Genomic DNA, 9,390 nt, shown 5'->3' with positions numbered 1-9,390 from the left:
CCTGCCGCACGACGTACCCGACGCCGCGCACGGTGTGGATCAGCGGTTCGCCGTCACCCGCGTCCGCCAGGTGCCGGCGTGCTCGTCGGCCAGCAGGGCGGCGAAACAGGCCGGGGAGTCGAAGCGCGGCAGGCACAGCCAGTCGATCGCGCCGTCGCGCGAGAGCAGCGCGGCCGTGTGCAGGTCGCCCAGGAGGGCGTAGTCCTCGATCGGGGCCACGGCGATCAGCGCTCGAGGTCGAGGACGACCTTGACGTCGTCGTCGCCCGCTTCGAAGGCGTCGGCCGCCTGGCTCAGGGGCACCCGCCGGGTGACGAGCCCGCCCAGCCAATCCGGGTCCGCGCGGCCGAGTGCGTCGGCGGCGGCCCGGTAGTGGCGCAGGTTGGCGTTGACCGACCCGATGACGACGTCGTTCTCGAGGACGAGCTCGCGGTTGATCGTCCCGGCGTCCACGGTCAGGCTGCGGCCGGTGGAGGAGACGCCGGTGAGGCAGACGATGCCGTAGGAAGCGGTGCCCGCCATCGCGTCGAAGACCAGCGAGCCGACGCCGGTGGCTTCGAGGACGATGTCCGGCTCCAGGGACGCCAGCACCTTCTCGATCGGCTCGTGGTGGTAGGTCGCGCCGAGCGCCTCGGCCAGGCGGGGCTTGGGGCCGTCGGTGACGCGGTCGAGGAGGTGGACGTCGAGGCCGCGCTGGACGCCCAGGAGCGCGCCGAGCAGCCCGATCGGGCCCGCGCCGGTCACCAGCACCCGCTTCGGTTCGAACCACGCGCGTGCCCCGACGCGCTGGATCTGCTCCCACGCCTTCGCGACCACCGTCGTGGGTTCCATCAGCATGCCGACGTCCCGCAGGCGGGGATCGAGGCGCACCGCGTAGTCCGCCTCGACGGTCCACAGTTCGCTGCCGTAGCCGTCGATCTCCTTGATGCCGCGCTCGGTGTAGCGGCCGTTGCGGCACATGTCGAACTCGCCGGCCGCGCACGCGCCGCACGGCACCGGGTCGGGCCGCCGGACGACGCCGACGACGAGGTCGCCCTCGGCGAAGTCGCCGGTGGGGGTGATCACCTGCCCGAGTGATTCGTGCCCCAGCACCAGGCGGTCCCGGCCGGGTGGCGCCCAGCCGTACTCGCCGCGGGCGATCTCCTTGTCCGTGCCGCACACGCCGAGCGCGAGGCCGCGCACCAGCAGCTCGCCGTGCGCCGGTTGCGGGTCGGGCACCGTGGCGACCTGCAGGGAGCCCTTCTGTTCCGGCACAACGGTCAGCGCTCGCATCTTCGTTCCTTCCCGCGACGGCGTGCTCGATCACGGGTTGACGCCGTTGCGCTCCGCAAAACATGCGTGCGGGCAGCAATCAGCGTGCAAATGCGACGATGCGGTGCAGAAGGGCCGGACGGGACCGGGAACCGGCCCCGTCCGGGTGACACTTCAGCCGGCGGCGATGATGCGCCACCGCTGGTTGGCGCTGCCGCTGTCGCCGTACTGGCCGACGTCGGCGCCACTGCCGGTGCGGCCCATGCCGTCGAGGTACAGGCCGGTGCTGCTGTTGCGGATGCGGACGTTGTTCGCGTCGGTCACCACCGACCACAGCTGGTTGCTGCTGCCGCTCCCGGCGTACTGGGCCGCCGCGGCGCCGTTGGTGGTGCGGCCCGCGCCGTCGAGGTAGAGGCCGGTGGCGCGGTTCTTGATCCGCACGCGGTTGCCGGCGTTCTCGATCACCCACTGCTGGTCGGCGCGGCCGGGGTCGGCGCTCGCCTGGCCGGCGGGGGAGCCACCGGCCGTGCGGCCCAGGCCGTCGACGGACAGGCCGGTGGCGGCGTTGACGATCCGGACGTAGGTGCCGCCGCCGTCGCCCAGGCCCCACGCGTACCGCAGCCGGGTCAGCCCGCTCGGGTTGGACAGCGACAGCTTGATGCCCGGGCCGGTGCCGGCCTTGGTCGTCATGCTGTACCAGTCGCCGTCGCGCAGGCCCGGCCAGTACACGCTGCCGACGCCGAGGCTGCGCATCTTGCCGCTGACGCCCCGGATGTAGTCGGCGAAGAACGACCCGCTCGGGATGCTGTAGTCGAGCGTGTCGTAGTGCACGCCGTTCTTGCTGCCGGGCGACATCGGGCCGCCCCACTCGGTGACGATGGTCCGGTCCGCGTACGCGCCGATGTAGCCGCCGAGGTGGTCGGCCCACTCGGTTTCGCTTTCGTAGCCGGCGAAGAACGAATAGTCGTGGGCCGCCAGCAGCGTCCCGTCGAGCCGCCGGTCGCCGCCGACCGCGGGCACGTTCTGGGCGTACCCGGTGCCGTCGAGGATGACCCGGCTGCGCGGCACGCCGGGGTACCGGGCCAGCCAGGCGGCGTAGAAGTCGTTGAGCGCGGAAGCGCTGTAGGCGTACGGCTCGTTGATGACCTCGAAGTAGGCGTTCGGGTTGCTGCCGTACTTGGCGACGACGGTGTCCCACATCTGCTGGAACCGGCCGGTGTCCGTGGGTTTGCCGCCGGTGTAGGCCCAGTAGGCGAGGATCACCTTGCCCTTGCTGAGCGCGGTGTCGATCGCCCCGGTGTAGGTGCCCCAGTAGCCGGCGACCGTCGGTTCGTTGATCGGCATCCGGACCGTGCCGGCCCCGGTGATCGAGTACAGCTGGCCGACGACCTGGTCGGCCGTGGCGGCGGCCGAGGAGTACGTGTCGGAGGCGCCGAGCCCGGAGACGTACAGCACGCCGTTGACGAAGTTGTCCCGCGTGTCGGCCCAGTTGACGCCCTTGAACCCGGAGGTGGCCGCCTGGGCCTGCGGCGGGACGGCGGCCAGCAGTCCGCCGGCCAGTGCGGTCAGCGCCAGGAACCGCACCGCCTTGGAAAGCGTCCTGCGGAGCACGGAGTGGGTCGGTTTCATCGGTTCGTTCCTTCCCGGATCCCTGCGCAGCTTCGAGACATTGGGTAACACCTCGCCCGGGGAACCGGCCAGGGTTCCGAAGGGAACCGATCGGAATCGGTCAGGAAAGAACACGGCCGTGCCGCATCGAACAGCAACACGGCTGTTCGATGCGGCCCGGAATGCGGTCAGCCGAAGTTCACGTCACTGCACCACATGTACGTCTGGTCCTGGTGGGAAGCCTGCCAGATCGTGAAGATGACGTGGTGCCCGCGGTAGCCGGAGGTCTGGACGTTGAAGGTGATGTCCTTCGCCGGGGCGAAGCGGCCGGTCTGCGTCACCTGGTCCAGGTTGCCCCAGCCGAGGCGCTGGGTGGCCGGGTCGTAGCCGTTCTTGCTGACGTAGACCCGGATGAAGTCGGCGCCGTGGCTGGCCTGGTCGTAGAGGTGCATCGAGAAGTTGCTGCCGATGGTGGTGGTCCGCCACTGGCCGGGGGTGTTCAGGGAGTTGTTGCGTGACAAGCCGTTGCTGCACAGCTGCCCGTCGGGCGTCGCGCCCTGGAAGTTGCCGTGCAGCCCGTCCCGCAACGCGCTCATCCAGTTCCACATGGTGTCGGCGTTGGCCTGGAAAGCCGCCCAGCACATCGGGTCCTGCTGCTGCATGGCGGGGTTCGTGTGCTGGCTGCCCCAATCCTTCCAGCACTGGTAGGCGCGGGTGGCGGGGTCGACGATGGTCCCGTGCGCCGAGGCGGTGGGAACCCCGACGAACAGGCAGGCCAGCCCGGCGGTGACGAGGGCGATGAGCCCCCGCCGTCCGGTGCCGGCCCCGAAGAAGGTGCGCCTGCGCATGGAATGAGCCTCCATTCTCGGAAGAACGTGCGGTTCATGTGGGAGCGCTCCCAGGGTGGCAGCAGCTTATTCTCGATCCGGACAAACGTCAACCAATCGTCGGACCGGAATTGTGGTTATTCCCCACCGTGTCCGTTTCGAAAAGAACGGAATTCCCACCGAAACTTTCGGGTTCGGCAGGACGACGAGACGGTGAGAGCGACGTGCCCGCGTTCCCGCCCAGCCGCCAGCACGCGGAGCAGGTAACCCCCGGGCAGCGAAAGCCGCACCTCCGCCAGTGACCGCGCGCCGGTGCCGACGGACAGCCGGATCCACGGCGGCCAGGTGGGCGGCCGCGTCCGCGTCGGGCAGGAGCGGCGACTCCGGCAGCTCGTCGGTCATCGCGGTGAGCACGTGCTCGATCTCGACCAGGCGCCCGGCCATCGACGGCGAAGTGTCGTCGGAGGCACCGGCCACCGTCACGCGCCACGTCGTCGGGTGGTGCCCCTCGAACCGTGGTCCGAGGGGCACTCCCGGCTAGGTGCAGTTGTGCGACGCGCTGGCCGCCGAGCCGACGGTGATGTCGACCAGGTTGCCGGTCAGCCCCGGCAGCACGATGTGCACGGCCGTCTCGGCCAGGCCGAAATCGGCGTCCGCCACCGGTTTCTGCTCGTTGACGACGATCTTCCCGCCGCCGGCCAGCGGGATCGTGCTGTTCGGCTGGGTCGGCACCGTCACCTGGACCCCGGCGATCTTCAGCGTCATCGTCGCCGAGCCGGTGGCGGCGGTGCACGTGCTGGTCGAGGTCGCGGTGAGCCCGGCGATGTCGATCACCGGCAGGCCCGGCAGCCCGACGTGGACGTCGTCGACGCGCACGGTCGACGAGATCGTGCCCGGCCGCAGGGTGGTGACGACCTGCGGGCACAACGCGTGCGCGTTGACCACCAGCACGCCGATCGACGCCGTGCACGGGGTGGTCGTCCGCGACGCCGTGGCGGTGCGGACCGGGCCGGTGTCCGGGGCCGGCCCCAGTTTCAGCGGCAGCAACGGCAGGTTCACCGAGGCGTCCAGCCCGACCGCGCGCCCGGTGTAGTACTGCAGCCGGGCCTGGGCCGCGTCGCTGGACGGCAGGTAGAACTCGTCCCCGGCGAAGGCCGCCCCGACCGGCACGGTCGCGGTGTCGTTCAGCGGCTGGTCCGCCGACGGGATGTCGCACTGCGCGGCGCCGGCGGTGTCCGTCGTCGCGTCGCACGCCTGCTGCGTCGCGCCCTGGCCGAGGGTGAGGTGCACCGCGCGGCCCGCGAGGGGACCGGTGAGGCGCCCGTTCTCGGTCAGCACGGCGGCCAGGTGGGCGGGCTCGCCGTTGGCGATGTGCTTGGTGCCGGTGTAGACGAGCTTCGTCGGTGCCTTGGTGATGGTGAACGGCGCGCTCGTGGCGCTCGGGAAGAAGTCCGCCGTCCCGCCGTAGCCGACCCGCATCGTGGCCGCGCCGGGCGTGTCCGTGATGTCCATCGGGCACGACGCGGTCCCGCTGGGGCTCACGCCGGCGACGCAGCTGCTGCGGCCGAGGGTGAACGTGACCAGGCCCGCGCCCACCGGCCGGCCGTCGCTGATGACCTTGGCGGACGCGATGATCGCGTCGTGGTAGGCCGCCGTCGTCGGGCCGGTGTAGCCGACGCTGGTCGCCTTGCGGACCGGCGGCGGGGGCTCGGTCGGCGGGCCCAGTTCGAGCCCCTCGTAGTACGGGTAGAACGACGCTTCGAGCCGGGCCCGGCTGGTCCCGCTGTTCGCCGCTTCGATCTTCCGGCGGCAATCGGGGTCCAGGCGCGTTTCGCAACGCCAGTAGAAGCCCTGCGCGAACGGGACGGTCAATTTGTACTGGCCGCTTTCCAGATCGGTGCAGTCCTTCGCGCTGCGGTGCCAGTGGAACAGGACGTTGTGCCGGTGCGCGCCGTAATTCGCGTACATCACCTGGCCTTGGGGGATGATTGCGTGGAACGGCAGTTCGACGGTGTAGGTCATGTCGTGCACCACCCCTTCGGTGATGCTTCCCGACGCGGACGCCTTGAACTGCCCGACGGCGAATTCCGCGCCGACGGTGGCGGTCGTGGACGCCGTGATGTGCGTGCCGACGCCCTTCGTCACCTTCCAGTCCCACGGACCGGCGAGGCCTTCGGTGCTCTGCTGGGTGTCCTGGATCTTCGTCCAGTCGTCCTCGAGCACCTGGTCGATTTTCATCGTCAGCGGGTCGGGATCGCAGACACCGTCGGTCAGGTGCGTGTCCCAGAGCTGCGAGTCCAGCCCGATCGGGCCGTAGGCGTGCACCGAGTGCTCGTCGAGCGCGGTCACGGCCAGCAGCGTCTTCCGGTTGCCGACGACGTGCTCGCCGCCGCCACCCCACTGCTGGTACTCGCCGTTGTTGCACTCCAAGGTGTAGACGTCACCGGCGTCGTTGCTGTCCAGGCACCGGCCGGTCTGGACGTTGACGAGCGTGTGGCCCACCGCCTCCCAGTGCTGGAAGTAATCCCGCGCGCCGCACGGGTTCAGGTAGACGTTTCCGTTGTAGTCGCTGTCGAGGCAGTTGTGGTTTTCGCGGTTCACGATGGTGGCGACCACCGAATCCCCGATGGCGTTGTCCGAAAACCCGGCCGCGGCGGCCGGTTGCACGATGATTCCGGAAAACGTGAGAAATGCGGCCAGGATGCCGGCCATGGAAATGCGTTTGCGATGGAACAATTCCACTACCCCCTAGTGGCTGTTGTTCAGCGCACGACGGTTCACGCGTGCTTGATCCCCCATGCGCCCCTGCCGGGCCCCTCGTCCGGCCCTACCAGGCAACGCGCGAGTTCGCCAACGGTCAACAAGGTTCGGTCGCTTCCACCCGGATGGACCAGCGGCCTGCCCCGGATGCCGCTCGGTTACGCTGCGGGTGACCGGACATCGGGAGGGGCCGATGACAGGACGGCGGTGGCTCCGCTGGGGTGCGCCCCTGGCCGTCGTGGCGCTGGCGGCCGCGCTCGCGGTGACCTGGCGGCCGTGGCTCAGCCCGTGGTGGCCGGGACGGCACGAAGCAGCGTCGCTCCCGGCCGCGTGTCCGCGGTTGCCGGGCCTCGCCGGGGGAACGCCGGCGCACCTCAGCGGACCCGGTGACGTCGAAGGAACCGACTGCGTCTGGAACGGCCCGCCCGAGGTCGAGGCGCGGTACTCGTTGTACCGGCGCAGCGGGAACAGCAGTGGCACCAGGGAAGCCGAACGCGAGGCGGCGTCGCGAGTCACCCGGTATCAGGGGCCGTCCGCTGGGCTGACGCTCGGTGCGGACACGCCGGTGCCCGGAGTCGGCGACGAGGCCCGGATCAGCACGCACGGGAGCCTGGTCGTGTTCGTCGCCCGGAAGTCCAATGTGGTCTTGGTGGTGGACTGCACTTCCTTGGGGCGTGGGGAGGTCGAGGCGGCCGTCACCGGTTATGCGAGAACACTCCTGGACTCGGTCGAGCTTTCCTAGCTGTGATGTCCAGGGAGGTTGTCCCGAGTTGAGGTGACCACTGGCGGCCTGTCGTGCAGACAGGTGAAGACCTCCGGTTGTGAACCGGATCAACCGCCTGTCCCGCATCGACCGGGTCACCGGCGAACCGCAGCGCCGCTACGAACACGACCACCCCGGCTCGCCTACGCCGAAATCCACACCGACGAAACCGCGGTGACAGCCACCGCCGTGCTGCGCCGGGGGGTGTCCTGGTTCGCCGACCGGGGCGTCACCGTTGAACGAGTCCTGTCCGACAACGGCTCGGCCTACCGCTCCCACGCCTGGCGCGACACCTGCGCCGAGCTGGGCGTTATCCCGAAGCGGACCCGGCCTTACCGGCCGCAGACCAATGGCAAAATCGAACGTTTCCACCGGACTCTGGCTGACGGATGGGCCTACGCCCGCTTCTATCCGTCCGAGGCCCAGCGGCGGGCGGCGTTACCGAGCTGGCTGCACTTCTACGATCATCACCGATCCCACAGCCCAACCGGCGGCAAGCCGCCGGTCGCCCGGCTGACCAACCTCCCCGGACACCACACCCAGACCTCGCCGCGTCAGGCCGCTTCGACCGCCTCGGCGAAGCGCCACGGCAGCAGGCGGATCACGCGCAGCACCCGGCCGGCCGGGTCGACGCGCACGGTGCAGGTGATGCCCCGTCCGGTGGCGAGCAGGTAGCCGTGCTCGACGGCGGCCAAGCCCGTGGCGCTGAGGAACTGCACGCCGCGCAGGTCGATCACCAGGTGGGCCGGCGTGCTCGTGGCCGTGGTGGCGATCAGTTCGCGCAGCCGCGGGGCCGTGGCGAGGTCCAGGTCCCCGGCCGCTTCGACGACCGCGGTGCCCGGGGCGGGCCGGTGGGTGGTGAGGTGGAGCGCGTCCGGCGGTTCGACCGCGCCGGAAACCGTGGGCAGCGTCTGGTGGCAGGTGGTCATGGTGGCCTCTTTCGTCGGCCACACCCTAGGTACAACGCTGAAGTGAAATCGCGGAACGGAAAACCGCGCGACAACTGATGCCCCGAGCGCAGGGGGAGTCTCGTACCGGCCGTCGGCTCGACCGCTGTCCTCAGCATAGGCCATCCGGGCACCGGCGGCCGCAACCGGGAACTGCTTGAACGCGCAACTGGATGCGAGTAGTAGTGGCAGGAGGACCGAACGAAGTCCAGTCACTCTTCAGGGGAGAAGCAATGCCACTTGGTTTCAGCCTTCCGGTGTTCGGCAAGGCGGCGGCCACGCCGGGCGGGATCGCGCGGTACGCGCGCGAGGCGGAACGGGCCGGCGCGGCCGGGCTGTGGGTCGGCGACCGGCTGCTGTCGCCGGTCGACCCGGTCGTGCCGTACCCGGGCTACGACACCATGCCCGAGGAGTTCCACACCGCGCAGGACCCGTTCACCGCGCTGGCCATCGCCGCGGCCGTGACCGAGACCGCGGTGCTCGGTTCGAGCACCATCAACGCGACCCAGTACCAGCCCGCCAACTTCGCCAGGCTGCTGACCAGCATCGACGTCGCCAGCAACGGGCGGCTGCTCCCCGGCCTGGGCATCGGCTGGTCCCCGGACGAGTACGCGGCGGTCGGCGTCCCGATGTCCGAACGCGGCAAGCGGCTCGACGACCTGCTCGACCTCCTGGAAACGTGGTGGTCCAAGGACACCGTGACGCACGAGGGCGTCGGCTACCGGATCGCGGAGTCGAACGTCGCGCTGAAGCCGGTGCGCAAGCCGCCGGTGCACCTGGCCGGCTTCGGCGAGAAGTCGCTGCGCCGCGTGGCCGAGCGGGCCGACGGCTGGCTGCCGGTCTGGTCGGTGCCCGAGCAGTTCCCCGCGGACGTGATCACCTCGACCTTGGCCAAGCTCCGCGCGGACGCCGAGCGCGCCGGCCGCGACCCGCAGGCGCTGGGCGTGGCGCTGCGGGTGAACGCGGCCCCGGGCACGGAAGCGGAGGCGATCGCCGAGTCGGTCACCAAGATCGTCGAACTGGTGGCGCCGGACCACACGTTCGTGGACCTCACCTACCTGACCGGCAGCATCGAGGAACACCTGGACCTGACCGGCCGGCTGCTGGAGCTGACCGCCAAGGGCTGAGCCCGGTCCACGTCGGCGGGGGCCCCGGGGGGGGGCCACCCGGGGGCCCCCCCCCCCCGAAGGGCCGCGGGACCGGGGGGGGGAGACGCACACAGGGCAAAAAAGGGA

At 70.5% G+C, this 9,390-nt stretch carries 7 protein-coding genes and 2 pseudogenes; 3 read left to right on the top strand and 6 right to left on the bottom strand.

Annotation, left to right across the window (positions count from 1 at the left end; all coding sequences use genetic code 11):
* Positions 1–63 precede the first annotated feature (63 nt).
* From ACWDN5_RS45015 to ACWDN5_RS44995, 5 genes and pseudogenes are all read right to left on the bottom strand, one after another.
* A pseudogene (locus tag ACWDN5_RS45015) lies at positions 64–219 on the bottom strand (trehalase-like domain-containing protein); the annotation flags it as partial.
* A 5-nt stretch (positions 220–224) separates the two neighbouring features.
* Positions 225–1,271: a glucose 1-dehydrogenase gene (locus ACWDN5_RS45010; protein WP_449680585.1), complete on the bottom strand. Its 1,047-nt coding sequence runs from the start codon at positions 1,269–1,271 to the stop codon at positions 225–227.
* A 153-nt stretch (positions 1,272–1,424) separates the two neighbouring features.
* Positions 1,425–2,879: an RICIN domain-containing protein gene (locus tag ACWDN5_RS45005; protein ID WP_449680584.1), complete on the bottom strand. Its 1,455-nt coding sequence runs from the start codon at positions 2,877–2,879 to the stop codon at positions 1,425–1,427.
* Positions 2,880–3,046: 167 nt separating this feature from the next.
* Positions 3,047–3,706, bottom strand: a complete 660-nt coding sequence (locus tag ACWDN5_RS45000) for a lytic polysaccharide monooxygenase auxiliary activity family 9 protein (protein ID WP_310975940.1) — start codon at positions 3,704–3,706, stop codon at positions 3,047–3,049.
* Positions 3,707–4,222: 516 nt separating this feature from the next.
* Positions 4,223–6,397: a choice-of-anchor P family protein gene (locus ACWDN5_RS44995; protein ID WP_449680583.1), complete on the bottom strand. Its 2,175-nt coding sequence runs from the start codon at positions 6,395–6,397 to the stop codon at positions 4,223–4,225.
* A 241-nt stretch (positions 6,398–6,638) separates the two neighbouring features.
* Here ACWDN5_RS44995 and ACWDN5_RS44990 point away from each other — a divergent pair, with 241 nt between their 5' ends.
* Positions 6,639–7,187 carry a hypothetical protein gene (locus tag ACWDN5_RS44990; protein WP_449680582.1) on the top strand — a complete coding sequence of 183 codons (549 nt, stop codon included), beginning with the start codon at positions 6,639–6,641 and terminating at the stop codon, positions 7,185–7,187.
* Positions 7,188–7,272: 85 nt separating this feature from the next.
* A pseudogene (locus tag ACWDN5_RS44985) lies at positions 7,273–7,745 on the top strand (integrase core domain-containing protein); the annotation flags it as partial.
* Between the two features lie 17 nt (positions 7,746–7,762).
* On the opposite strand, the gene ACWDN5_RS44980 reads toward ACWDN5_RS44985, so the two are convergent.
* Complete coding sequence (locus tag ACWDN5_RS44980) at positions 7,763–8,137, bottom strand: STAS domain-containing protein (protein ID WP_310975945.1); 375 nt, start codon at positions 8,135–8,137, stop codon at positions 7,763–7,765.
* Positions 8,138–8,388: 251 nt separating this feature from the next.
* Between ACWDN5_RS44980 and ACWDN5_RS44975 the strand changes: the two genes are divergently transcribed.
* Positions 8,389–9,282: a TIGR03619 family F420-dependent LLM class oxidoreductase gene (locus tag ACWDN5_RS44975; RefSeq protein WP_310975946.1), complete on the top strand. Its 894-nt coding sequence runs from the start codon at positions 8,389–8,391 to the stop codon at positions 9,280–9,282.
* The last annotated feature ends 108 nt before the right edge of the window (positions 9,283–9,390 follow it).

This window comes from Amycolatopsis sp. NPDC003731, from assembly GCF_053586895.1.
The sequence above is the reverse complement of the archived record's forward strand: the minus strand, read 5'-3'. Positions and strand labels throughout refer to the sequence as shown.

What these genes read in the sequence shown, in the direction of transcription:
- ACWDN5_RS45010 (WP_449680585.1), bottom strand. Translation starts at nt 1,271, where the DNA reads ATGCGAGCGCTGACCGTTGTGCCGGAACAGAAGGGCTCCCTGCAGGTC.
- ACWDN5_RS45005 (WP_449680584.1), bottom strand. Translation starts at nt 2,879, where the DNA reads ATGAAACCGACCCACTCCGTGCTCCGCAGGACGCTTTCCAAGGCGGTG.
- ACWDN5_RS45000 (WP_310975940.1), bottom strand. Translation starts at nt 3,706, where the DNA reads ATGCGCAGGCGCACCTTCTTCGGGGCCGGCACCGGACGGCGGGGGCTC.
- ACWDN5_RS44995 (WP_449680583.1), bottom strand. Translation starts at nt 6,397, where the DNA reads ATGGCCGGCATCCTGGCCGCATTTCTCACGTTTTCCGGAATCATCGTG.
- ACWDN5_RS44990 (WP_449680582.1), top strand. Translation starts at nt 6,639, where the DNA reads ATGACAGGACGGCGGTGGCTCCGCTGGGGTGCGCCCCTGGCCGTCGTG.
- ACWDN5_RS44980 (WP_310975945.1), bottom strand. Translation starts at nt 8,137, where the DNA reads ATGACCACCTGCCACCAGACGCTGCCCACGGTTTCCGGCGCGGTCGAA.
- ACWDN5_RS44975 (WP_310975946.1), top strand. Translation starts at nt 8,389, where the DNA reads ATGCCACTTGGTTTCAGCCTTCCGGTGTTCGGCAAGGCGGCGGCCACG.